18 protein-coding genes are annotated in these 25,160 nt (G+C 70.4%); 11 read left to right on the top strand and 7 right to left on the bottom strand.

All coding sequences use genetic code 11. From position 1 onward, the window contains the following. The first annotated feature begins 8 nt into the window (after positions 1-8). Both DEU34_RS13715 and DEU34_RS13720 read left to right on the top strand, forming a co-directional pair. Complete coding sequence (locus DEU34_RS13715) at positions 9-1,175, top strand: hypothetical protein (protein WP_121151164.1); 1,167 nt, start codon at positions 9-11, stop codon at positions 1,173-1,175. 16 nt (positions 1,176-1,191) lie between these two features. Then, positions 1,192-1,992, top strand: coding sequence for a nitrilase-related carbon-nitrogen hydrolase (locus DEU34_RS13720; RefSeq protein WP_121151166.1), 801 nt, complete (start codon positions 1,192-1,194; stop codon positions 1,990-1,992). Positions 1,993-1,994: 2 nt separating this feature from the next. Here the strand turns inward: DEU34_RS13720 and DEU34_RS13725 are convergent, their stop codons facing one another. After that, positions 1,995-2,918 carry a LysR family transcriptional regulator gene (locus DEU34_RS13725; protein WP_220659956.1) on the bottom strand — a complete coding sequence of 308 codons (924 nt, stop codon included), beginning with the start codon at positions 2,916-2,918 and terminating at the stop codon, positions 1,995-1,997. Positions 2,919-2,996: 78 nt separating this feature from the next. Between DEU34_RS13725 and hisD the strand changes: the two genes are divergently transcribed. From hisD to DEU34_RS13750, 5 genes are all read left to right on the top strand, one after another. Next, entirely contained in the window at positions 2,997-4,325 is a 1,329-nt protein-coding gene (hisD, locus tag DEU34_RS13730; RefSeq protein WP_121151169.1) for a histidinol dehydrogenase, read from the top strand. Beyond that, entirely contained in the window at positions 4,322-5,977 is a 1,656-nt protein-coding gene (locus tag DEU34_RS13735; RefSeq protein ID WP_121151171.1) for a glycoside hydrolase family 13 protein, read from the top strand. The genes hisD and DEU34_RS13735 overlap by 4 nt, the downstream gene beginning before the upstream one ends. 355 nt (positions 5,978-6,332) lie before the next feature. Next, positions 6,333-7,634 (top strand): glycine betaine/L-proline ABC transporter ATP-binding protein, encoded by a 1,302-nt coding sequence (locus DEU34_RS13740; protein WP_259460165.1) that lies wholly within the window; start codon positions 6,333-6,335, stop codon positions 7,632-7,634. Further along, complete coding sequence (locus tag DEU34_RS13745; protein ID WP_121151175.1) at positions 7,634-8,608, top strand: proline/glycine betaine ABC transporter permease; 975 nt, start codon at positions 7,634-7,636, stop codon at positions 8,606-8,608. Before DEU34_RS13740 ends, DEU34_RS13745 begins: the two co-directional genes overlap by 1 nt. Positions 8,609-8,681: 73 nt before the next feature. After that, positions 8,682-9,587 carry a glycine betaine ABC transporter substrate-binding protein gene (locus DEU34_RS13750; protein ID WP_121151587.1) on the top strand — a complete coding sequence of 302 codons (906 nt, stop codon included), beginning with the start codon at positions 8,682-8,684 and terminating at the stop codon, positions 9,585-9,587. Between the two features lie 165 nt (positions 9,588-9,752). Here the strand turns inward: DEU34_RS13750 and DEU34_RS13755 are convergent, their stop codons facing one another. From DEU34_RS13755 to DEU34_RS13775, 6 genes are all read right to left on the bottom strand, one after another. After that, entirely contained in the window at positions 9,753-10,484 is a 732-nt protein-coding gene (locus DEU34_RS13755) for a YqjF family protein (RefSeq protein WP_259460166.1), read from the bottom strand. Between the two features lie 5 nt (positions 10,485-10,489). Further along, positions 10,490-11,470, bottom strand: a complete 981-nt coding sequence (locus DEU34_RS13760) for a hypothetical protein (RefSeq protein WP_121151177.1) — start codon at positions 11,468-11,470, stop codon at positions 10,490-10,492. Between the two features lie 4 nt (positions 11,471-11,474). Continuing rightward, a complete protein-coding gene (locus DEU34_RS13765) occupies positions 11,475-12,230 on the bottom strand; it encodes a hypothetical protein (protein ID WP_121151179.1) in 756 nt (251 codons plus the stop codon). A gap of 41 nt (positions 12,231-12,271) precedes the next feature. Further along, a complete protein-coding gene (locus DEU34_RS16340; protein ID WP_183042492.1) occupies positions 12,272-12,409 on the bottom strand; it encodes a hypothetical protein in 138 nt (45 codons plus the stop codon). A gap of 10 nt (positions 12,410-12,419) precedes the next feature. Beyond that, complete coding sequence (gene purL, locus DEU34_RS13770) at positions 12,420-14,750, bottom strand: phosphoribosylformylglycinamidine synthase subunit PurL (RefSeq protein WP_121151181.1); 2,331 nt, start codon at positions 14,748-14,750, stop codon at positions 12,420-12,422. Positions 14,751-14,829: 79 nt separating this feature from the next. Beyond that, complete coding sequence (locus DEU34_RS13775; RefSeq protein ID WP_121151183.1) at positions 14,830-15,798, bottom strand: alpha/beta fold hydrolase; 969 nt, start codon at positions 15,796-15,798, stop codon at positions 14,830-14,832. Positions 15,799-15,982: 184 nt separating this feature from the next. Between DEU34_RS13775 and DEU34_RS13780 the strand changes: the two genes are divergently transcribed. From DEU34_RS13780 to DEU34_RS13795, 4 genes are all read left to right on the top strand, one after another. Then, positions 15,983-16,354 (top strand): helix-turn-helix transcriptional regulator, encoded by a 372-nt coding sequence (locus DEU34_RS13780; RefSeq protein WP_121151185.1) that lies wholly within the window; start codon positions 15,983-15,985, stop codon positions 16,352-16,354. Between the two features lie 10 nt (positions 16,355-16,364). Next, positions 16,365-17,345, top strand: coding sequence for an SRPBCC family protein (locus DEU34_RS13785; RefSeq protein WP_121151187.1), 981 nt, complete (start codon positions 16,365-16,367; stop codon positions 17,343-17,345). A gap of 49 nt (positions 17,346-17,394) precedes the next feature. Further along, positions 17,395-18,645, top strand: a complete 1,251-nt coding sequence (locus tag DEU34_RS13790) for an ROK family transcriptional regulator (RefSeq protein ID WP_121151189.1) — start codon at positions 17,395-17,397, stop codon at positions 18,643-18,645. Between the two features lie 254 nt (positions 18,646-18,899). Beyond that, positions 18,900-25,148 (top strand): ThuA domain-containing protein, encoded by a 6,249-nt coding sequence (locus DEU34_RS13795; protein WP_259460167.1) that lies wholly within the window; start codon positions 18,900-18,902, stop codon positions 25,146-25,148. Positions 25,149-25,160 lie beyond the last annotated feature (12 nt).

The following is a 25,160-nucleotide window of genomic DNA, read 5'->3' on the forward strand; positions in this document are numbered from 1 at the left end:
AGACGAAAATGAGCACCGATCATCTGAGCCGGGACGTCACCGTCGATGAGGCAGAGATCGAGCGACGCACGATCCGCAAGACGGATTGGGCGCCCCATAACGCGGCATTCATCGACTGCCGCACCCCGGGCTCCGACCGCAAGGAGAACTACGCCTTCATCGGCGGCGGCGTCTCGCAGAACGCCGGTCAGATCATCAATCTGACCGAGGAACACGGATTCAACACCGGCGCTGCCGGCATGCCCAAGGGCATCTCGAACAACCTCCACCTGCACTTCACGGCGGAGGTGTTCGTGAACCTCGGCGGCGAGTTCCGGCTGCGCTGGGGGATCGACGGCAAGCAGGGCGAGTACGTCAGCACCGACGGCGACATCATCTCGATCCCCACGTGGATCTTCCGCGGCTTCACGAACGAGGGTCCTGACGACGGCATCCTGTGGACCGTGCTGGGTCGCGACGTGACCGGCGGCATCATCTGGGGTCCTTCCGTGCTCAAGGAGGCGGAGTCCTACGGCCTGCACCTGACGGCCGACAACCAGCTGATCGATACGGTCGCCGGTGACGTGCTCCCCGAGGGCGTCCCGCTGATCACACCGATCCAGCAGAAGTACGTCGACGAACTCAGCACCTACTCGGTCGAGCAGATGCGCGGCCGCGTCATCCAGCCCGGAGACCGTGTCTACAGCAGCAATGCCCTGCTGTGCGCCAGTCTCCCCGGCGGTGGCGCCGAGCTCAGCCTGGCCATCGGGTACGGCATGAGCGAGGATCGGCGCCAGGTGCCCCGCATCCACGAGCCCCACTCGTTCAACATGGCGTGGGTCCGCGCGGCGGAGGACGAGGGCATCCTCCGCCACCGTCACGACAAGACGCAGGCGCTGCTGGTGAAGTCGGGCCGGTGGGCCGTCACCCTCAACGGCGACCCGGCCACCACCGTGGAGATCGGTCCCTCGGACTCGTTCTCGGTGCCCGTCGGAGCCTGGCGGGCGTTCCGTTGCATCGAGGCCGGGGAGTCGGGCCACGGGGAACTCCTCGTCGTCAACTCCGGTGACGACCGCGTCTACCTCGAGTGGGCGCCCGAGGTCGTCGACGCGGCCCGCGACGCCGACTGGATGATCGACCCCAACGGATACCTCGCACCCGTCGGTGTGATGGTCACGGCCACCGAGGACGACTGATCGCCTCCCTCGTCGTATGACACATTCTCTGAGGGTCGCCGCGACCTCGCCCGACATCCGTGTGGGCGAGGTCGCGGCCAATTTCGCGAGCATCCGCGACGCCGTGCTCCGCTCGGGCGGTGACGGCGCGGGTCTCATCGTCGTGCCCGAACTCGCCACGAGCGGGTACGTGTTCGCCGATCGCACCGAGGCCTTCGCCGCATCCGTCGCCCGCGACGATCCGCGATGGGGCGACCTCGCCGCCGCGCTGCCCCGCGGAGCGGTCGCCGTCGTGGGGTACGCCGAGCGAGACGGAGAGCGTCTGTACAACACCGCCGCCGTCCTCACTCGGGATTCACGCATCGGCGACTACCGCAAGGCGCACCTCTGGGGGATGGAGGCGGACTTCTTCAGCACCGGGGATGCTGCGGGGGCGCTGTTCGAGACGCCCGTCGGGCGCCTCGGCGTGGCGATCTGCTACGACAACGAGTTCCCCGAGGTTCCGCGGCGGCTCGCGCTGGCCGGTGCGGACGTGCTGGCCCTCCCGGTGAACTGGCCCCTCGTCGCGCGGCCCGACGGAGAGCGGCCCCCGGAGACGATCCAGGCGATGGCCGCGGCGCGGTCCTCGCGACTGGCCACCGTCATCGCGGATCGGCGCGGCATCGAGCGGGGGGTGCCCTGGACGGGCGGCACCGCGGTCATCGACGAGGACGGCTGGGTCGCGGCGTCGGCAGACGACGACGGCATCGCCGCGACGACCATCTCCTTGCGCGGCGACAAAGGTCTGCCACCCCGCAACGACCTCTTCGCCGACCGCCGTCCCGACCTCTACGGGTGACGTCAGGCGGGGGAGCGGCCGGCATGGTCGCCGACCCTGGCCATCAGCATCTGCTGGGCGAGCTGCGCGAGCCGGCGCGTCGCGGGTGAGAGGTAGGCGCCGTCGCGCTGCACGAGGGCGATCGTGTCGTAGATCGGATCGGCGAACGGGGTGACGGCGACCCCGGGCGGGAACGAGGGCGACTCGGCGATCGTTCGCGAGACGATCGTGTCGGCGGCGCCGGTGGCCACCAGGCTGATCGCCGTCTCGACGTGCTCGACCTCGATGGCCGGTTCGATGGTGAGCCCCTCGAGGCGCGCTCGAGCGAGAAGTTGCCGTCGCGTGGGGTCGTTCCACGCGGCGTAGGCGTCGTAGAGCACGAGCTTCGCCGACGACACCTCGGACGTCGTCACGGGTCCGTCGGCGGGGCGGCGGTGTGCGGATGCGTAGAGCACCTCGTCGCGGAAGAGCGGGGTGATGCGCAATCCCGATTCCTCGACCGGCAGCACGACGAGACCCGCCTCTATTTCACCGGCGGCGATCGACTCCGCGACGAGCGCGGAGTTGAGCCCGACCAGGCGCACCTTCACCTTCGGGTACTGCGCGTGGAAGCGCTCGACCAGATCGGACAGGTCGTAGTAGGCGGCATTGCGGAGCACCCCGAAGGTGCACGTTCCGCCCTCGAGCGCGTGGAGGGCGCGGACGGTCTCCAGACCGTTGTCGATCGCGCTCACGGCCTGCTCGGCGTGAGCGCGCAGGGCGAGGGCGGCGTCGGTGGGGGTGAGTCGTCGACCGCCCCGGGCGAACAGCTTGACCCCCAGCTCGCGTTCGAGACGCGCCACGAGCTCCGAGACGGAGGCCTGGGCGCTGTCGAGCTCGACGGCCGCCGCGGTGAACGAGCCGAGATCGAGCGCGGCGAGGAATGCCTTCAACTGCGCAATGGTCACAGCCAATGGTAAACCCGATGGTTCGCATCGTATCCACTGGGCTTGTGGGGTATCACACCGGGCGCTTAGCTATCTGTCATGCGCTTCACTCCCGTTCTGCTGCAGAGCCTGCAGGGCTCTTTCCGCCACCTCAAGACTCCGCTCGTCGACGCTCCGGCCGCGCAGCGCGACCCCGCCGTGATCGAGACGGTGTCGGAGATGCTCTCCGACATCCAGCGCCGCGGCATGGACGCCGTGCGCGACTACGCACGCACCCTCGACAACGACACCGGTGGCGAGATCGAGCTCACCGCGGCGCAGATCGCGACGAGCGGTGACCGCCTCCCGGCCGATCTCCGCGCGGCCATCGAGCTCGGCGCGGAGCGGACCCGGGCGTTCGCGGGCGTGCAGCGCTCCCACCTGAAGGACTTCGAGACCGAGCTGGTTCCCGGCCTGGTCACCGGTGCGCGCTACGTACCCGTCTCTCGCGTCGGGGCATACCTCCCGGCCGGGCGCTTCCCCCTGACGGCCAGCGCGTTCATGACCGTCGGTGTGGCCAAGGCCGCCGGCGTCCCCACGGTGATCGCGTGCACCCCGCCGCAGCCCGGCGGCGGCGCGAACGACGCGGTCGTCTACGCGGCCCACCTCTCCGGCGTGGACCGCGTGTTCGTGCTCGGCGGAGTGCAGGCGCTCGCGGCCATGGCGTACGGGCTGCTCGGAGAGCTGCCGATCGACATGCTCGTCGGTGCGGGCAACGCCTACGTCGCCGAAGCGAAGCGTCAGCTGTTCGGCACCGTGGCGATCGACCTGCTCGCCGGGCCCTCCGAGGTCGCCGTCATCTCGGATGAGACCGCCGATCCCGAGATCGTCGCCGCCGACCTCCTCGGACAGGCCGAGCACGGGCCGAACTCGCCCGCTGCCCTCGTGACGACGTCGGAGGAGCACGGTCGTGCGGTGATCGAGGCCGTCGAGCGACAGCTGAGCGGACTCGCCACGGAGCCCATCGCGGGGCCGGCATGGCGGGACTACGGCTCGGTCACGGTCGCCGCCGACCGCGAGGCAGCGGTCGTGCTGATGGACGATCTCGCCCCGGAGCACCTCGAGGTGATCACCTCCGACGACGCGTGGTACCACGACCATCTGCGCAACTACGGCTCGATCTTCCTCGGCGCGTGGAGCACGGTCGCCTACTCCGACAAGGGCATGGCGGGCACGAACCACGTCCTGCCGACCGCCGGGGGCGCCAAGCACAGCGCGGGGCTGTCGGTCTCCCGCTTCCTCAAGCCGTTGACCTACCAGCGCATCACGCGCGATGCCACCCCCGAGCTGGCGCACGCGGTGCAGGTCATCTCCGACTCCGAGGGGATGGCCGCGCACAGCGCCACCGCCACGATGCGCCTCGATACCTTCGCCGCACCGCAGTCGTGATCTCGGGCGAGACGACGGCCGGCGCCCAGTGGTGGCGCTCGGCCGTCATCTACCAGATCTATCCGCGGTCGTTCGCGGATGCGAACGGAGACGGGGTCGGTGATCTCGCCGGCGTGACGGCACGCCTGCCCGCCCTCGAGGCGCTGGGGGTTGACGCCATCTGGCTGAGCCCCTTCTACGTGTCGCCGCAGAAGGACGCCGGGTACGACGTCGCCGACTACTGCGACGTCGACCCGCTCTTCGGCACGCTCGACGACTTCGACGCGCTGCGGGCGGCCGCCCACGCGCGGGGCATCCGCGTGATCGTCGACCTCGTGCCGAACCACTCGTCCGACCGGCATCCGTGGTTCCAAGATGCGCTCCGCGCCGCCCCGGGCGGCCCGGAGCGCGCGCGATACATGTTCCGCGACGGCCGGGGGCCGGGCGGCGACCTGCCGCCGAACAACTGGCAGTCGCTGTTCGGGGGTCCCGCGTGGACCCGGACGTTCGATGCCGACGGCACCCCCGGCCAGTGGTACCTGCACCTGTTCGACACCTCGCAACCCGATTTCGATTGGGCCAGCGAAGACGTTCGGGCGGAGTTCCGCCGCATCCTGCGTTTCTGGCTCGATCGGGGCGTGGACGGCTTCCGCGTCGACGTCGCGCACGGGCTGGTGAAGGCCGAGGGGCTGCCCGACTACACCCCCGACCCGCACGCGGGATCGATGGGCGGCGACGAGTACGGCGTGCCGTACTGGGCGCAACCGGGAGTGCACGACATCTTCCGCGACTGGCGGTCGCTGCTCGAGGAGTACGACGGCGACCGGGCCCTCTGCGCCGAGGCCTGGCTGCCCTCGGTCGAGATGACGAGCCTGTGGGTGCGCCCCGACGAGATGTCGCAGGCGTTCAACTTCGCCTATCTCGAGACGCCCTGGGACGCGGGCAGGCTCCGCGCCGTCATCGACGAGTCGTTGCGCGCGTACGGCGCGGTCGGCGCGCCCAGCACATGGGTGCTGTCGAACCACGACGTGGTGCGGCACACGGCCCGTCTCGCGCTCACCGCCGAGAACCCGCAGGGGCACGGCATCGGTCCCGACTCGCCCGGTCGCCCCATCCCCGAACTGGGCCTGCGACGCGCGCGAGCGGCGACGACCGTGATGCTGGCGCTGCCCGGATCGGCCTATCTCTACCAGGGCGAGGAGCTCGGACTCCCCGAGGTCGTCGACCTTCCCGCCGCTGCACGTCAGGACCCGACTTGGGCTCGTTCGTACGGCGAGCGGTACGGGAGGGACGGATGCCGGGTTCCTCTGCCGTGGGAGGCGGACGCGCCCTCGTACGGCTTCGGTGCGACTCACGCTCCGCCCTGGTTGCCGCAGCCCGAAGGGTGGGAGCCGTTCGCGCGTGACAGCCAGGAGCGCGATCCCGACTCGACACTCCACCTCTATCGACGGCTCCTGGGTGCCCGTCGAGGGGCGCGACTCGGTGCCGGGACGCTCGAATGGCTCTCGCTGGGAGAGGATTCGGTGGCCTTCCGTAACGGGAAGGTCACGATTGTCGCCAATCTCGGGCGTGCGAACGTGCCCCTCCCCGCGGGTCGGGTGATCGTGGCGAGCGCGCCCCTCTCGGGGGCGGAGCTGCCACCCGACGCGGCCGTCTGGATCGCCGCCGAATAAGGTATCCCGCGGCTTTCCGGCGGGGGCTCCGCGTGCTCCGTCGGCGACGCCGTCGGGCGCGGCGGCGTACCCGGATCGGGGCTCGCGGCACCCGGCAGGTGGGCGCGCTGCCCGATTTGCCAACGCCCCCGAGGCCGTGACACGTTGAGATGTGCCCGTTGCCGGGCCACCCGACCAGTCCGCGGTCGCGGTGACATCTCCCGAGGGTGTCAGACCGCGATCGTACGGTCGGCGGTCTTTGCGTGCGGGTCCGACACCCGCCGCCCGGCCGCGCCTCGACCCGAGGTGCGCGTCTGCGACCGCCACCCGGGCGTGACCGATGCCGTCCCCGTGCGGGGCAGCCGAGGTACACACTGTGACCGTTCTTCCGCCTGCCCTCGAGGCGCGCAATCTGTTCAAGGTCTTCGGACGCAGCCCCCAGAAGGCCGTCCAGCGCCTGAAAGCCGGTGAGAGCCGCACCGACGTCGCCGACGCGGGAACCGCGGCCGTCATCGACGCGAGCTTCGACGTCGCCGAGGGCGAGATCTTCGTCATCATGGGCCTGTCGGGTTCCGGAAAGTCGACGATCATCCGCATGCTCAACGGTCTGCACGACGCGACCGCGGGGTCGGTGCTCGTGCACGGCGAGCCCGTGACCGGTACCACCGCGGCGAAGCTGCGGGCGCTGCGTCGAGACCGCGTCTCGATGGTGTTCCAGCACTTCGCGCTCCTGCCGCACCGCTCGGTCGCCGAGAACGTCGCGTATCCGCTCGAGCTGCGGGGCGTCGCCAAGGCCGAGCGTCTCGCCCGCGCCGAGGAGATCCTCTCGCTCGTCGGGCTCGAGGGGTGGGGCGACAAGCTCCCCGACGCGCTGTCGGGCGGCATGCAGCAGCGTGTCGGCATCGCCCGCGCTCTCGCCGCCGATCCCGATGTGCTGCTGATGGACGAAGCCTTCAGCGCCCTCGATCCCCTCATCCGTCGCGAGATGCAGGAGCAGCTGCTCTCGCTCCAGCAGAAGCTGCAGAAGACGATCGTCTTCATCACGCACGACCTCAACGAGGCCATGCTCCTGGGCGACCGCATCGCCGTCATGCGCGACGGCCGCATCGTGCAGATCGGCACGCCGGAAGACATCCTCACCGACCCGGCGAACGACTACGTGGAGCAGTTCGTACAGGACGTCGATCGTGCACGCGTGCTGACGGCCGCCAATGTCATGGAGCGCCCGCGGCCCGTGGTCACCGAGACCGCCGGTCCTCGCTCCGCCCTGCGCCAGATGCGCGACGCGTACATGTCGGCCGCGTACGTCGTGGGTCGAGACCGCCGCCTCCTCGGCGTGGTCACCGATCGCGACGCGATCGCCCTGGTGCGACGCGGTGAGGGCTCGGTCACCTCGGTCATCCGTCCCGCTCCGCTCACCGTCTCGCAAGACGAGGTGCTGATGAACCTCTTCGTCCCCGCGGTCGAATCGCCCGTCCCGCTGGCGGTGACCGATGACGAAGGCAGGCTCGTCGGCGTGATCCCCCGCGTCACCCTCCTCGCGGCGCTCGGCCCCGGCCCCGGCGCGACCGACGAGATCACGATCCCCGTCGTCCCGCTCCCCGCGACCGTCATCGACGAAGCCCTGGCGGAGTCGTCCGACGAAGCATCCCCCACCACAGGAAAGGCGGCAGTGTGATGGAAGACTTCCGTATCCCCGTGGGTTCCTGGGTCAAAGATGGAGTGGACTGGATCCGCGACAACCTCGACGGACTGCTCGACGCCATCGCGTGGATCGTGCGCCTCCTCGTCGACACGCTCACCGAGGTGCTGGTGAGCACCCCGATCCCGGTGGCCATCGTCGTCGCGGCCCTCATCGGTTGGCTCGTCCGATCGTGGCAGCTCGGTGTGGGCACGCTGGTGTCGTTCACCCTCATCGTCGGCATGGCCCAGTGGACCACCGCGATGCAGACCCTCTCCCTCGTGCTCGTGGCCACCCTGATCGCGGTCGCGATCTCGGTGCCGCTGGGCATCTGGTCGGCGCGCAACGCCCGGGTGCGCTCGATCCTCAAGCCCGTGCTCGACTTCATGCAGACGATGCCCGCCTTCGTCTACCTCATCCCGGCGATCACGTTCTTCAGCATCGGCGTGGTGCCCGGTCTCGTCTCGACGGTGATCTTCGCCCTTCCGCCCGGCGTGCGGCTCACCGAGCTCGGCATCCGAGGCGTCGACTCCGAGACCGTGGAGGCTGGCCATGCTTTCGGCGCCAAGCCGGGGCAGATCCTCCGCGGCATCCAGCTCCCCCTGGCGATGCCGACCATCATGGCCGGCGTCAACCAGGTCATCATGCTCGCGCTGTCGATGGCGGTCGTGGCCGGCATCGTCGGGGCCGACGGCCTCGGCAAGGAGGTCGTCTCGGCCATCTCGACCGTCAACCTCGCGAAGGGCGTCGAAGCCGGCCTCAGCGTCGTCATCATCGCGGTGTTCCTCGACCGCGTGACCGCCGCGCTCGGCAACCCCTCGGAGCACCGCGGCTCTCTCCTCGGACTGATCTCCCGTCGCCGTGCCGCGCAGCGGACCACCGTGCCCCCGGCCGACGACAAGGACGCCACGGCGGAGGCCGATCGCATGAAGGCATCGCCGCGCCGCGCCCCGATCAGCACCGGCGGCTGACACGCGGGCCCCGGCCCGACCCCACTGAACCCATACGGAACGCAGCAGAACATACGAAAGGAACACCATGCAGATGTCCCGCAAGATCACATCCCTCGTGGCTCTCGGAGCCGCAGCATCCCTCGCCCTCGCAGGTTGCGCGAGCGGAGCCGGCAACGGCGACGGCAACGCCGGTTCCGGCGACAAGGGCACCATCACCCTCGGCTTCCTCCCCTCGTGGACCGACGGCCTCAGCACCGCCTACCTCCTCCAGAACCAGCTCGAGGAGCTCGGCTACACGGTCGAGATGGAGACGCTCACCGAGGCGGGCCCGCTCTACACCGCACTCGCCCAGGGCGACATCGACATCTACCCGTCGGCATGGCCCGAGCTGACCCACGCGTCCTACATGGAGGAGTACGGCGACTCGATCGACGACCTCGGCGCCTACTACGACAACGCGAAGCTCACCCTCGCGGTGCCGAGCTACTCCGACATCGACTCGATCGAAGACCTCGCCGGCCAGGCCGACCGCTTCGACGGCAAGATCTACGGCATCGAGCCCGGCGCCGGCCTGACCAAGCAGACCCAGGAGGTCGCACTCCCCGGGTACGGCCTCGACGGCGAGTTCGAGCTCGTCACCTCGTCGACCGCGGCGATGCTCACCGAGCTCGACAACGCGATCGCCGCGCAGGACGACATCGTCGTGACGCTGTGGCGTCCGTTCTGGGCCAACGACGCGTTCGACATCAAGGACCTCGCCGACCCGCAGGGCCTCATGGGCGACCCCGAGGCGCTGCACTTCCTCGGCGCGTCGGGCTTCGCCGAGAAGTACCCGGATGCTGCGGAGCTGATCGCCGGCATCAAGCTGGACGACGAGCAGTACGGCGCCCTGGAAGACATGGTCGTCAACGAGTACGGCGAGGGCAGCGAGGCAGAAGCCATCACCGCGTGGCTCGAGCAGTACCCCGACGTGATCCCCACGGTCGCTGCGCGCTGACCCGAGTTCGATGAGCGGGCGGGTTCCTTTCGGGGAGCCCGCCCGCTCTCTCGTTCCCGCACGGGGTGCGGCCACGAGCGGAGGAGACCTCACGAGCGGAGGACCGTCGGGGGCTCGGCGGTCAGCCGTTCGTGAGATGTCCTCCCGTCGTGACGGGCGGCGGTGTCAGATGCGGGTGGGCGGCCCGAAGCGGGTGAGGAATCCCGGATGCTGCGACGGCATCGCGAGCACGGAGTCGGGCGGGCGCGACGCGAGACCGGCGAAGCCGCTGTCGCCGAGCAGCTCGTCGTCGAGGGCGAGGAGCTCGCCGTCGACGAGCGGCCACGGCTCGTGCTCGTTCGCCGCCCAGATGGTGCGGCCGAGGTGCGACTGGTGGAACCCCCATCGCGCGGTCAGGAATCGCGACAGGTCGGTGTCGACGGGGGAGGAACCGCGAGCGACCCGGATGCGCGTGCGGGGTCTCGGACCGGGGCCGTGCCGGCGGGAGCGGTACTCGATCGCCTGCTCGTCGACGCGGAGTCCGGCGTTCGCCCAGCGATAGGGAAGGCCGAAGAGCGCCCGTGCGCCGAGCACCGGAAGCAGGTGCTCCGCCTCCAGGGTGAGGAAGACCACTCCGCGGCGCCCGTGCTCGTCGACGGCATACGTGCGCACGTTGATCTCGACGAACGATCCGACCACGGGCACCGGCGGCAGGGGCAGGAAGCGGAAGTCGCCGAGCACGAAGGGGACCAGCCCCACCCAGGCCGACCCGTCGAAGAGATCGGGGCGCGTTCCGGGCGGAAGGCGGTCGGCGATCGCCGCGGGCTCGATCCGCCAGTGCAGGAAGAGCGCCGTGCTCCACCGCTGCTCGATGATCGCGCGTGCGCCGAGGGGCGGTGCGCCGTCGTCGATGGTCACCGGTGCTACGGCCGGTCGCGGCCCGGGACGGGCCATACGGGATCGCCCGGGGGCGTCGGGTCGTCGCCGCCGGAGGGGCGGGGCGGGGCGTCGTCGGAGGAGGCGCGCGAGGAACGGGCGCGGTCGAAGCGGTCTTTCGCCGCACGGCTCATCGCCCGCACCGAATCGGAGACGGCCCGTTGCGCGTTGTCGCCGAGGGTCTGCGCCATCTGCGACCACATGTCCGACGCCGCATCCGTTGGCCGAGGGGGCGCCTCGCCGGCCCGCCGACGCGCCTCGCGCTCGGCGTCGTCGAACGCGTGCCCGGCCCGACGCACCGCGTCGCGGTAGGCGAGGAAGTCCGCCGGCGAGACCCGCGCACCGCTCGAGGCGGGGCGCAGCCACTGCGCCTGCGACTGCTCGCGCAGGAACACCGCGAGAAGGGGCGAGCGGGCGTCGCTCATCGCGGGGTAGGCGAGCTGCAGGTCGATATCGGTCTCGTAGGCCAGCCACCGGGCGTTGAGCGCGTCGTGCTGGGCCATGAGCCGGTCGAGCGGCAGCATGGCGCGTCCGGCTCGGATGGCGGGCAGCGTGGCCTTGGCGGCCTTCAGCCCCGCACGCCGTGCGCGCAGGTCGGCGCCCGCGGCGCGCACCTGCCGCTGTGCGGCCTGCACGCGCGCCCGGGCGGCGGCGATGGCACCGGGAGCGACGCGGGATGCTGCGCTGTCGGCCTGCACGCGCGCGAGCTCGGCCTGCGCCACCTGCACCTCGGCGCGGCTGCGCGTGACGGCGTCGCGCGAAGACTGCAGATCGAGCACGGCCGCGTCGAGCTCGAGCCGGCGCGCGGCACCCTTGCTCATGGTCTTGCGTCCGAGGCCGCCCGCGATCGCCGGCCGCTTCGCTCTCTCCCGCTGTGTGAGCACGCCGATCCAGCCGAGAGTGGCTGTGCCGGCCGCTGCGGGACCGATCCACCACCAGTCGGCCACGAACAGCCAGAGCGGATCCACTCCTTCATGCTACGTGGCTCGCCGGCGGAGCGTCGGGGCGGTCGCTGCTCGCGCTCGGCAGTTCCAGGGCCACACGCTTCTCGAGCGCGTCGATCGCGCCGTCCGAGATCGAGAGGAGTCCGTCGAGCTCCTCACGCACGCGGTGATACGCCAGCTGACGTTCGGCGGGGGTAGCGGCCGCGTCGGTGGCGGTGTTGAGGAGCTGCTTGGCGGTATCGAGCCGCCGCCGCTCCGCGTCAGTGAAACCCGAGACCTTCATCCGGCGCGCATCCCGCTCTGCGAGGTCGAAGGCGACCTCGTAGTCCACCACGGCGTCGCGGTACTCCCTCACCTGCTCGGGCGTGAGCTTCATCGTCGGCGACGCCGGGCGGAGCCCGTCGGCCACGCGCTTCGCCCGAAGGAACGCGGCTGTGAGCGGCTGGCGGCCATCGCTCATCGCGGGGAAGTCGATCGTCTTGCCCACGTCGAGCTCGTAGTCGAGCCAGCGCGCGGTGACGTCGTCGTGGGCTGCCATCTGGCGTTCCAGAGGAGGGACGGTGTCGGCATCCGCACGATCGGGGATGGGGTCAGTGGCGCGGGCCCCGCCGCGCGCAGCATCCTGCGCCGCTTTGAGCTCGGCCTTCGCTTTCAGGATCTCGAGTCGTCGCTTGTGGCGGTCGCGACCGGCCTTCTGCCAGGCCCCGGCCGTGGCGCTCAGGATTCCGAAGGCCGGGAACGCCAACCACCAGTAGTCCCTCAGGAATTCCAGCAGCTGGTCCACCTCGTCATGCTAGCCCCGCGACCGGAGCCCGAGCCTGGGTCTCAGCGCTGGACGAGCAGGGCGAACACGGTGGCGCCGCCGCCGGTGATGATGAGCGCGGCGATCACGACCCACGCGATCACCTTCACGCGTCGCTGACGGATGCCTACAAGATCGCCGTAGTCCTCGTCGTTGCTCATGGCGTCAACCCTACGCGGCGGGCTCGGTGACGGTGGCGCCGAAGGCGGCGGGCAGCGTCGCGGTCGACACGGCGCGGAGCTCCGAGACCGGCAGCGTGAACACGCCCTGGATCTCGAGCGCCGCCTCTTCGCCGTCGGCGGCCGGATCGGTGACGCCGATGCGCAGCACGGGGTAGTCGCGGCCCGCGCAGAGCCCGCGGAACTTCACGTCCTCCTCGCGCGGCACCGACACGATCACGCGGCCGGTCGACTCCGAGAAGAGGGCGGTCGCCGCATCCACCCCGTCGCGCTCCATGATCTCGGTGAGCCACACCCGGGCCCCGACGCCGAAGCGCAGAACGCCCTCGGCGAGGGCCTGGCCGAGCCCGCCCGCGGAGAGGTCGTGGGCGCTGGAGACGAGCGACTGGTCGGATGCTGCGCGCAGCAGCTCGCCCAGCCGCTTCTCGCCGGCGAGGTCGACCTGGGGCGGGCGTCCGCCGAGGTGGTCGTGGATCGTGTCGGCCCAGGCCGAGCCGTCGAGCTCCTCGCGTGTGATGCCGAGCAGGTAGAGGTTCTCGCCGGCGTCCTGCCAGCCGCTGGGGATGCGCGCAGCGACGTCGTCGATGATGCCGAGCACTCCCACGACCGGGGTCGGGAAGATCGGGGCGTCACCCGTCTGGTTGTAGAACGACACGTTGCCGCCGGTGACCGGGATGCCGATCTCGAGGCACGCGTCGGCGAGGCCCTCGACGGCCTGCGAGAACTGCCACATGACCTCGGGGTTCTCGGGGCTGCCGAAGTTCAGGCAGTCGGTGACCGCCGTGGGGGCGGCGCCGGTGACGGCGACGTTGCGGTAGGCCTCGGCCAGGGCGAGACGCGCTCCCTGGTAGGGGTCGAGCTGGCAGTAGCGGCCGTTGCAGTCTGTGGCGATCGAGAAGCCGAGACCCGATTCCTCGTCGACGCGGATCATTCCGGCGTCGTCGGGGAACGACAGGGCCGTGTTTCCGAGCACGAAGTAGTCGTACTGGTTCGTGATCCACGAGGTGTCGGCGAGGTTGGGGCTGGCGAGCAGACGCGTGAACTGGTCGCGGAGGGTGTCGGGATCGCTCGAGCGGGGAAGAGCGCTGGCCGAGTCGGCCTGCAGGGCATCGATCCACGTCGGGTAGGCGACGGGGCGCTCGTAGACGGGGCCGTCGACCGCGACGGTGGAGGGGTCGACGTCGACGATGCGCTCGCCGTGCCAGTCGATGACGAGGCGGCCGTCTCCGGTGACCTCGCCCAGCACGCTGGTCTCGACGTCCCATTTCGCCACGACCGCGAGGAAGGCGTCGAGCTTCTCGGGAGCCACGATCGCCATCATGCGCTCCTGACTCTCGCTCATGAGGATCTCCTCCGGCGTGAGCGACGGGTCGCGCAGCAGCACCTTCGACAGCTCGACCTTCATGCCGCTGTTGCCGTTGGCGGCGAGCTCGCTCGTGGCGCACGAGATGCCGGCGGCGCCGAGGTCTTGGATCGCCTCGACGAGCTCGGCCTTGTAGAGCTCGAGGCAGCATTCGATGAGCACCTTCTCGGCGAACGGGTCGCCGACCTGCACCGCGGGGCGCTTGGTCGGTCCGCCGTCGGCGAAGGTGTCGGAGGCGAGGATGGATGCTCCGCCGATGCCGTCGCCGCCCGTGCGGGCGCCGAACAGCACGACCTTGTTGCCGACGCCCGACGCGTTCGCGAGCTTCAGGTCTTCGTGGCGGAGGACCCCCACCGCGAGGGCGTTGACGAGGGGGTTGCCCTGGTAGACCGCGTCGAAGACGGTCTCGCCGCCGATGTTCGGCAGCCCGAGGCAGTTCGCGTAGAACGAGATCCCGCTGGTGACCCCGTGCACGACGCGGGCGGTGTCGGGGTGGTCGATCGCGCCGAAACGCAGCTGGTCCATGACCGCGACGGGGCGGGCGCCCATCGAGATGATGTCGCGCACGATGCCGCCGACGCCCGTGGCGGCGCCCTGGAACGGCTCGATGTAGCTCGGGTGATTGTGCGACTCGACCTTGAAGGTCACGGCCCAGCCCTGCCCGACGTCGACGACGCCCGCGTTCTGGCCCATACCGACCATGAGGCGCGTCTTCATCTCGTCGGAGACCTTCTGGCCGAACTGGCGCAGGTAGATCTTGCTCGACTTGTAGGAGCAGTGCTCCGACCACATCACGGAGTACATCGCCAGCTCGCCGCTCGTGGGGCGGCGGCCGAGGATCTCGCGGATCTTCGCGTACTCGTCGGACTTGAGGCCGAGCGCGCCGTAGGGCTGCTCCTTCTCGGGCGTCGACGCGGCGTTCTGCACGGTGTCGGCGAGGGATGCTGCGGGGCTGGTCACGCGGCTGAACTCCAGAGATCGCGGGGATCGGGGATAGCGCCATCCTATCGGCGCGCGTGGACGCGGCCCGGTCGGCGCTCTAGCCGCGCGGGGAGTACGCGCGCCAGAGCAGCTTGGCGTGCTCGGACTTCGCCCGGGCGACGCCCCCCTCGTCGCCGCGGAGCGCGCTGATCCACTCCGCGACGCGCGACGCGAGGGCGGCGACGAACATGCGGATGTCGGCGTGCCGGGCGGGAGGAACTTCGGCCTCGTCCGACGGCATCTGCCCGCGGCGCGGCAGGTCGTCGTCGAGGTGGCGGACCACGAGCTTGGCGACACCCACGGCGTGGCCGTTGATGATCGAGTGCGCCGCCCCCTTCATCTCCCAGCGCCAGGCGTCGGGGAGGGCGTCGGCGAGTCGGGAATGGAAGCGACGGGGCGATGACCGATCGAACTCGCCGCGGATGAGCAGGGTGCGCGATCGCACGAGACGCACGCGGTCGCTGATGCGGTAGCGGAGCATGTGCGGCAGCACGGTGAGGAAGTAGACCATGCCGCAGAGGATGTAGGCCGACAGGGCCGTCATCGCGAGGTGGAACGACTCGTGTGCGGCCGACTGCGCGAAGCGCACGCCCTGGAGGAGTGCGGCCGATTCGGCTTCGTTGACGACGGGACTGACGAGCACGCCGCGGCTGAGGCCCGTGCGGCGCACGAGCACCTCGGTCACGACCTGGGTGCCCATGGAGTGGCCGATCAGCACCGGGTCGCGCAGGTCGAACCGGTCGAGGACGGCCTCGACCTGATCGGCGAAGAACGCGGCGGTGGGGGCCTCGTCGGGGCGTCGCACGCCCGCGAACCCCGGGAGGTCGAGGGCGTAGACCGCACCCTTGCGGGCCAGGAGCGGCGCGAGGAATTCGAAGTAGGTCGCGGCGACCCCGATCCCGGCGACGAGCACGAAGGCGGTGGCGTCGTCGCCGCTGTCGGTCGTCATGCGGGTGACGCGCGTGACCACGTCGCCGTTGTGCACGTGCTCGACGGAGACGTCGATCGGGGCGTCGTCTTCGCTCATCGCTACAGCCTGCCAGCCCCCGGGGCCCGCAGCATCCGCCCCCGTCCCCGTCCCCGTCGCCTCCCGCGAGACGTCATCGTGGCCACGAGACTGCTGTCCACGGGCGCAGTCTCGTCGCCCGGTTGGCGTCTCACGGGAGGAGGGCTCTTGACGACCCGCGCGGGCGGGGCTAACGTACAACCAAATGGTTGTAGAAACGGAAACCCAGAACGCGCAGCTCGACCGGATCTTCCGGGCGCTGGCAGACGTGACGCGACGCGACATCGTGCAGCGCACCATCCGCGGCGAGCAGTCGGTGTCGGCGCTCGCCGCCGACTACGACATGAGCTTCGCCGCCGTGCAGAAGCACGTGGCCGTGCTCGAGGCCGCCGAGCTCATCGTCAAGCGCGCCGACGGGCGGGAGCGCCTCGTGCGCGCCAACCCGGCCACGATCGCCCGCGTCCGCGAGCTGATGACGCGCTACGAAGCCCTGTGGCGCGCCCGCATCGACCGGCTCGACGCGTTCCTGGCCGAGCCCGAGCGACTGCCTGAGAAGCAGCAAGACCACGAGAACTGAGGAGGACACCATGCCCGTCACCGCCGTTACCACCGATCCCGAGTCGCTCACGATGACGCTCGTCGCCGACGTCAAGGCCTCGCCGGCGCGCCTGTGGCGCGCCTTCACCGAGCCCGAGCAGCTCGGGCGCTTCTGGGGCCCTCCCGGCTGGCCCGCCACCTTCGAGACGTTCGACTTCACCGTCGGCGGACGCGCCCAGTACGCCATGACGAGCCCCCGGGGCGAGAGGTCGCGCGGTGCGTGGGAGTTCCTGCGCATCGACCCGACCAGTGGGTACGAGGTGATCGACTCGTTCGTCGACGAGGACGGGCGCGCGGCGGAAGGGATGCCGTCGATGCGCATGACCTTCGCGTTCGACGGGACCGAGACCGGCGCACGTGTCACCACCGTCACGTACTTCCCGTCGGCCGAGGCGCTCGAGCAGCTCACCGCGATGGGCATGGTCGAGGGCTCGACGCTCGCGATCGGCCAGCTCGACCGGGTCGTCGCCGACCTCCGCGACTACGCGCGGGGGAGCGGCACGCAGACCGAGCTGCTCGACGACACCCACGTGCGCATCACCCGGGCGATCGACGGGCCCCGCGACCTGGTCTGGCGGGCGCACCACGATCCCGACCTGATGAAGAGATGGCTGCTCGGCCCCGACGGCTGGCGCATGACCGTCTGCGAGCCCAGCGCGGAGGCGGGCGGCCGCTACCGCTACGCGTGGGCGCCGGAGGACGGCACCGAGGGCGAGCCCTTCGGCTTCGACGGCGAGGTGCTCCTGTCGGAGGCTCCCTCGCGATCGGTCACGACCGAGCACATGACGGGCACCGACTACCCGTCGACGACGAACGACATGTCGCTCTACGAGGAGGACGGCGTGACCCTCCTCACGCTCCTCATCGAGTACCCCGACAAGGAGACGCGCGACATGGTGCTCGCCACGGGCATGACCGACGGGATGGAGAGCAGCTACGTGCGCCTCGAAGGCGCGCTCGCCGACGCCTGAATCCGCTCCCCGGGGTTACGCTGATCGGGGGCGGTAAGGGGTAGGGCCGATGGATGCTGCGCGGGCCATGACGGCATTCTTCGACGCGCCCGTGAGGGGCAAGAACCTCGATGACCTGCGACGCACGAACCTCGCCACGGCCCTCGGTCTGATCCATGCCGCCCGCTCGATATCGCGGGCCGACCTGACGCGCTCGATGGGGCTGAACCGCTCGACCATCGCGACGATCGTGGCCGACCTCGAGGCGCGCGATCTGATCGTCATCGGCGGTGCGCGCGACACCAAGCGCATCGGTCGCCCCAGCCTCGAGATCTCGACGTCGGATCGTCACGTGGTGATCGCGGTCAATCCCGAGCTCGACGCGACGACCCTCGGGATCGTGGCGATGGGCGGGCGTGTGCTCCGCGAGGTGCGCATGGATCACGAACGCCCCCCGTCGGCCCGCGAGGTCGTCAACTCGGTGCGGGCCCTCGTCGCGGGCATGCAGCCCGAGCTCGGGCAGCGCCACGAGGTGCTGGGCGTCGCGCTCGCGGTGCCGGGGCTCGTCTCGGCCGTCGACGGCTCGGTGCGTCTCGCTCCGCATCTCGAGTGGGTCGACGAGCCGATCGCGGCGATGCTCGCCGAGGCGCTCGGGGTTCCGGCCTGGGCGGTCAACGACGCGAGCTGCGGCGTCGTGGCCGAGGTGCTCTTCGGGGCGGGGATCGGCAGCGGCAACGTCGTGTATCTGAACGGCGGGGCCAGTGGCGTGGGCGGCGGAGTCGTCGCCGAATCGCGTCTCATCCAGGGCCGCGGGGGTTTTGGCGGGGAGATCGGACATACCCTGGTGCGCTCCGACGGGGCCGCGTGCCGGTGCGGATCGCGGGGGTGCCTCGAAGCCGAGGTGACCCGCACCGCGTTGCTCGAGGCGGTCTCGCTCGAGCCCGCCCGCGCGCACGAGCTGGAGGCGCTGCTGTTCGAGGCCTACGCGCAGAGCGACGATGTGCGCGCGCTCGTCGACGCGCAGCTCTCCTCCCTCGCGGTCGCGTTGCGGACGGCCGTGAACATGCTCAACCCCGAGATCGTCGTGCTCGGCGGATTCCTCGAGATCCTGGGGCGGATCGGGGGCGAGAGGCTCGAACGGATGCTGCGCGAGGTGGCTCTTCCCGGGCCCGGCCAGCAGGTGCGTCTTGAGGGGGCACGGCTCGGGCGCATGAACCTCCTCATCGGGGCGGCGGAGCTCGCGTTCCGCCCGCTGCTGAGCGATCCGGCGGCAGCGCCCGTGGTCGCCGGCCGCGAGCACGCCGCCGGCGCCCTCTCGTAGCGCAGGCCGCGCGCCCCTCCTTCCGCCGCCGCCGAGCCGGGCGGCGCGTGCTCTGCGATGTCGTCACGGGCGACCGCGCGACCAGTATGTCTTGACAGACAACAAATGGAACTCATAGGGTTGCCGCAACCACCGGATGCACCGTCGCTTCCTTGGCGCCCGCCCCACGCGGGTGATCCGACCACACCGACGGTGGCTCGGCTCGAGAGGATGACCCCTTGTACACAGCTGTACGAAACCGCCGATCTCGCGTCATGGCGAGCCTCACGGCCGCCGCCCTCGCGATACCCCTCGCACTGATGAGCGCACCTGCTGCGACGGCCGCGCCGTCGGCTGCCGCGGCCGCTCCCGTTCAGGCCGCAGCCGAGGAGGCGGGCGAGTTCCGCGCCCTCGTCTTCTCCAAGACGGCCGGCTTCCGTCACGACTCCATCCCCGCCGGGATCGCGTCTATCGAGAAGCTCGGAGCCGACAACGGCTTCGACGTCGACACGACGGAAGACGCCACGGCGTTCACCGATGAGAACCTCGCCTCCTACGACGTCGTCATCTGGCTGTCGACGACCGGGGATGTGCTCAACGCCGACCAGCAGGCGGCGTTCGAGCGGTACATCCAGGCCGGTGGCGGCTACGCGGGCGTGCACGCGGCCTCCGACACCGAGTACGAGTGGCCCTGGTACAACGAGCTGGTCGGCGCCTACTTCCAGGGCCACCCCGCACCCCAGAACGCGGAGGTCAAGGTCGAAGACCACGCGCACCCCTCCACCGCGCACCTCCCCGAGGTCTGGCCGCGCTACGACGAGTGGTACGACTTCCGCACGAACCCGCGTGACGACGTGCATGTGCTCATGTCGCTCGACGAGTCGACCTACACCGGCGGCGGCATGGGCGTGGACCACCCGCTGGCCTGGTGCCAGACCTACGACGGCGGCCGCGCCTGGTACACCGGCGGCGGGCACACGAACGAGTCGTTCGAAGACGCAGCCTTCGTCGAGCACCTGCTCGGCGGCATCCGCACCGCGGCGGGCGTCGAAGACGCCGACTGCAACGCGACGCAGAGCGAGAGCTTCGAGCTCGTCGCCCTCGACACGAACACCGGCAACCCGATGGCCCTCGAAGTGGCCGACGACACCACGGTGTTCTACGCCGAGCGCAACGGCCGCGTGCAGCGCATCGACCCCGACACCCAGCAGACCACCACGGCGCTGAACCTGCCGGTCACCCTCGGAAACGAAGACGGTCTTCTCGGCCTCGTGCTCGACCCCGACTTCGCCACCAACAACTGGCTCTACGTCTACTGGTCGCCGGCGACCGTCACCCCGGAGGACGGCCCCCACAACCGCATCTCGCGCTTCACCTACGACCGGGCCACTCAGACCTTCGACGCGGCGTCCGAGAGGGCGCTGCTGAAGGTGAAGACCCAGCGCAACACCTGCTGCCACGCGGGCGGCGACATGGTCTTCGACCTCGACGGCAACCTCATCCTCGCCACCGGCGACAACACCAACCCGTTCGAGTCCGACGGCTACACGCCGATCGACGAGCGCTCCGGTCGCAGCGACTACGACGCGCAGGGCAGCGCGGGCAACACGAACGACCTCCGCGGCAAGATCATCCGCATCACGCCGCAGGACGACGGCACCTACACCGTCCCCGAGGGCAACCTCTTCGCCGAGGGCACCGCGCAGACGCGCGCCGAGGTCTACGCCATGGGCTTCCGCAACCCGTTCCGCATCGGTCTCGACCCGTACACCGGCAACGTGCTCGTGGGCGACTACGGCCCCGACGCGGGCGCGGCCAACCCGTCGCGCGGCCCGGCCGCGACGACCGAATGGAACATCGTCGACGAGCCCGGCAACTACGGCTGGCCGTACTGCGCCGGTGTCACCTGCTACAACGACTACAACTTCGGCACCCGCGTCTCGGGGGCGGTGTTCGACCCGCAGAACCTCGTCAACAACAGCCCGAACAACACCGGTCTGACGAACCTGCCGCCCGTCATCCAGCCCGAGTACTGGGGCTCTAGCGGCGCCGACAACCCCTTCAAGGAGATCGGTAACGGCTCGGGCTACAGCGGTGCCCCGATGGGCGGACCCGTCTACCAGTTCGACGCCGAGCTCGACTCCGACGTGAAGTGGCCCGCCTACTGGGACAACAAGGCCATCTTCGGAGACTGGAACGCCGGTCAGGTCTTCAGCATGCAGCTGAACACCGACACGACGGATGCGGCGCGCAACACCGAGATCGTCGATGTGAACCGTGTCCTCCCCGGCATCCTCGACCCGGCTCAGGGCTTCTACCGGGCCATGGACATGACGTGGGGCCCGGAAGGCGCCCTTTACGTCATCGACTGGGGCCAGGGCTTCGGCGGCGACAACGCCAGCTCCGGCATCTACCGCATCGACTACGTGCAGGCGAACCCCTCGCCGCTGGCGCGGGCGAGCTCCGACGTCACCAACGGCGCGGGCGACACCCTCGCGGTGAACTTCTCCTCCGAGGGCACGCGCCACCCGGCGGGCAAGGCGTTCACCGTCGAGTGGGACTTCGGCGACGGATCGCCGACGTCGAGCGAGGCCGACCCCGCGCACACCTACGAGGGCGTCGGGCAGTACACCGCCACCCTCACGGTGACCGACGAGGACGGACGCACCTCGATCGCCACCATCAACCTGGTCGTCGGCAACGCCGAGCCCAAGGTGGAGATCGTCTTCCCGCAGTCGGGCGGATTCTTCAACTGGGGTGACGAGGTCGCCTACGAGGTCGTCATCACCGACCCGGATGCGTCGGAGCCGATCGACTGCGCCAAGGTGCAGGTGCTTCCGGCCCTCGGCCACGACTCGCACCAGCACCCCTGGGGCGAGCTGAGCGGCTGCTCGGGCAGCATCCCCACCGGTCGCGACGGCGGGCACGGCATCACCTCCAACATCTTCTGGGTGGTCGACGTGCGCTACACCGACGACGGCGGAGCCGCAGGCGTGCCCCTCACCGGGTACGGCACGAACATCCTGAACCCGAAGCACTTCGAGGCCGAGTTCTTCGCCGCCACCGGCAACGTCGACGGACCCGGTGGAGTGCAGACCGAGACCACGGGCGACGAGGGCGGCGGACTGAATCTGTCGTACGTCGAGCCGGGCGACTGGTGGTCGTACGAGCCGATCAACTTCACCGGGATCGACGGGCTGCGCGCCCGTCTCGCCGCGCCCGACGCGGGCGGCTCGATCTCGATGCGGTGGAACTCGCCGACCGGGCCGGAGATCGGCACGATCGACTTCACCGCGACCGGGGCCTGGCAGACCTACCAGTACTTCGACGCCGAGCTCGGCGATCTCCCCCAGGAGACCGGCACGCTGTACTTCGTCCTCACCTCGGGCGGCGTCAACGTGAACTACTTCGACTGGGTCGGCGACGGAGTGGAGAGCAACGGGCTCCCGGTCGTCACGCTGAACGTCGATGCGCGATCGGGCGCAGCGCCGCTCGTCGTGAACGCGACCGCAGCGGCGACCGACCCCGAGGGAGGCCCGGTGACCCTGCAGTGGGACCAGGGCACGGGTGACGGTTTCGTGGCGGGCGAGGGTGAGAGGCAGTTCATCTACGAGACGCCGGGCACCTACCTGCTGACGGTGCGCGCCACCGACGAGCAGGGCGCCTACCGCGACGAGGTGGTGCAGATCACCGTGTCGACGCCGGGCGGCGAGACCTGCCTGTCGGGTCGCTCCGACGGGTTCGACGGTGACGCGCTCGACACCGACCGGTGGAACCGCAACGTGCGGGTCAACCAGGACCTCCGTGTCGAGAACGGCAGCCTCGTGATCCCCGCGAGCAAGACCGACATCTACGGTGCCGGTGGTGACACGCCGAACATCGTGCTGCAGGACCTCCCGGAGGGTGCCTGGCAGGCCACTGCCAAGGTGACGCTGCCGGCGCGGGCGACCTACCAGCAGGCCGGTCTGCTCATCTACGGCGATGACGACAACTACGCCAAGATGGTGCTCCAGGCGCGTGACGCCAGCGCCGCCGGACGCGTGTTCCAGTTCATCCGCGAGGAGAACGGAACCCCGAACGAGGTCGCGGCCTCGAACACGTCGCCCCTGGGCGAGGCGTTCCCCGACACCTACTTCGTGCGGTTCACGAGCGACGGCAGCAACCTGCAGGCGTCGTACTCCGCCGACGGCTCGACCTTCACGTCGATGACCGAGACGAAGCAGCTCGCCGGTATCACGAACCCCCGCATCGGCCTCGCGGCCTTCGCGAACAGCGGTTCGGCGCCCAGCGTGGTCAACGCCCAGTTCGACTGGTTCCACATCACGCCGGACGACACGGCCTCGGCCGCCACGCCCGACGACGAGTTCGACGGCACGTCACTCGACGCCTGCCGCTGGACCGTCGAGAACCCGCAGCCCGAGGGCTACCGGGTCGCGGGGGGCGAGCTGCAGATCGACACCACGCCGAACGACATCTACGGTGCCGACACCGGTGTGCCGAACTTCGTGACGCAGGCGCAGCCGGACGGCGACTGGGTCGTCGAGACGAAGGTCGACGCCTCGCGCCTCGACCGGGCATACCAGCAGGGCGGCCTGATCCTTCGCGCCGACGACAACAACTACGTGAAGATCGACATCCTGGCGACCGGTTCGGGGGGTGACAACCCGCCGCGCAACCTCGAGATCCGCAGCGAGATCGGTGGCGTGGTGCAGAACCCGCAGCCGAACGCGGCGGCGCCGTCGAGCGGCATCGTCTGGCTCCGACTGGCCAAGACCGGCACGACCATCTCCGGGTCGTACAGCGCCGACGGCACGACCTGGAGCACCTTCGCCGAGACGTTCGAGAACCAGCCGGCGGCAGCCGGCCGGGTCGGTCTCTACGCACTGGGCAACCCCGCACAGGGCCAGGTCTCCAAGACCGCGCACTTCGACTACTTCCGGGTGATCGACACCGCCGCCGAGCCGATCTCGGTGAGCGCGGCTCTCGACCCGGCGGAGCCGACGGGCGAGAACGGGTGGTACACGGATGCTGTCGACGTGACGGTCACCACGACCGGTGGCGGCGAGAGCGCGGTCTACCGCGAGATCAACGTCGACGGGGCCGGCTGGGTCGAGTACACCTCGGCCGTGCGGGTGACCGGAGACGGTGAGCACACGGTGCAGTTCCGAGCGTCGGCGCCGAACCAGGAGCCGATCACCGACGAGGTGTCGTTCAAGATCGATGCGCTCGCACCGGTGAGCACGGCGGTCGTCGACGTCGTCGCCAGCCCGCGGACGCTGACCCTCGCGGCGACGGACGCCACGAGCGGTGTGGAGTCGATCGAGTACCGCATCGGCGAGGGGGAGTGGACCGCGTACGAGTCGGTCGTGTCCCTCACCGACGAGGCTCAGACGGTCTGGCATCGCGCCACCGACGAGGCCGGCAACACGTCGGAGGCCATCAGCGTCGAGGTGCCGGCAGTCTCGGACGAGACCCCGGTCATCGGGCTCGAGGTCACGCTCGACCCGTCGCAGCCCAACGGCGAGAACGGGTGGTACGTCGACGAGGTGGACGTCAGTGCGACGGGCACGACCACCGGTGAAGAGCCGGTCTCGGTGGAGTACTCCACCGACGGCGAGACGTTCACCGCCCTGGGCGAGTCGCTCGTGATCGACGCCGAGGGCACGACCACGCTGTGGATCCGTGCCACCGACGGCGAGAACGTGTCGGTGACCGAGCAGCGGATCATCCGCATCGACACGGTCGTGCCGACCGCGTCGGCCGAGGTCGCGACGCGCACCGTCACCCTCACGGCGACGGACGCGACGAGCGGCATCGACCGGATCGAGTACCGCTTGAGCGCCGACGGCGCGTGGGTCTCGTACGCCGAGCCGATCGTCGTCCCCGGTACCGCTGCCGCCACGGTCGCGTTCCGAGCGGTCGACGTGGCGGGCAACGTCGGTGCCGGCCAGGCGGCCGAGGTCGCCGAGGTCATCGTCGATCCCGAGCCGCAGCCCGACCCGTCGGTCGTGGTGAACCCCACAGGGGTCGCCGTGGGCGGACAGGTCTCTGTCACCGGTGCGCATCTGCCCGCCGACACCGCGGTGGAGATCTGGATCCTCTCCGACCCGCTGCGGTTGGCGACCGTGCAGACGAACGCCGGCGGCACGTTCTCGGTGAACGTCACCATCCCCGCCGGCGTCGACCCCGGCGTGCACCACATCGCCCTCCGCATCGACGGCGTCGAGGTGGCCCGCAGCGGTGAGCTCACGGTCACGGCGGCACCCGGTGGAGGCGGCACCGACCCCGGCACGGGCCCCGGCACCGACCCTGGCACGAACCCCGGCACCGACCCCGGCACGAACCCCGGCACCGGTACCGGTTCGGGCACGGGCACGGGCAGCGGTGGTGGTACGGGCGGCGGAAGTCTCCCGGCGACCGGTTCGGACGCCTGGCAGCTGCAGCTCCCCTTCGGAGCGGGCCTGCTGCTGCTGGGAGCCCTGGTCTACCTGGTCACGCGCCGCCGCCGCGGAGCGCAGGACTGACCCCCCACCGCG

It is taken from the genome of Microbacterium sp. AG1240 (assembly GCF_003635115.1).
Taxonomy (GTDB): Bacteria; Actinomycetota; Actinomycetes; order Actinomycetales; family Microbacteriaceae; genus Microbacterium.